Origin of the sequence: Chryseobacterium sp. SIMBA_029 (assembly GCF_046535275.1) — a bacterium.
Taxonomy (GTDB): domain Bacteria; phylum Bacteroidota; class Bacteroidia; order Flavobacteriales; family Weeksellaceae; genus Chryseobacterium.
Genome location: NZ_JAWRXA010000601.1, coordinates 1 through 253 on the forward strand (window position 1 = coordinate 1; position 253 = coordinate 253).

At 60.9% G+C, this 253-nt stretch carries 1 protein-coding gene; it reads right to left on the reverse strand.

What is annotated here, in order from left to right:
• Nucleotides 1–253, reverse strand: a 253-nt coding sequence (locus SB679_RS25390; RefSeq protein ID WP_410705120.1) for a hypothetical protein, incomplete at both ends; no start/stop codon positions are given.

A 253-nucleotide genomic window follows, 5' to 3' on the forward strand; every position in this document is an offset into this window, starting at 1 on the left:
GCATCGAGTAGCGGCTTGCCGCCTGCCTCGTTGCTTCGCTCGCGGCGCAGGTAATCGAAGGCCCGCCGAAGATGCGGGGCAAGCTCGGTCAGCACCTGCGCATTGCTGCGGTTATAGCCGGTGTCGGTGCTTGAGGTGAGCGTCGAGAGATTGAAGGACCGGCCCTTCTCCCGCATGATCGTCACGCCGATGCTGCTGCGGCAATCGATGCTGCGCAGGTAATCGTGATAGAATTCGGTTTTCAGCAGCTCTT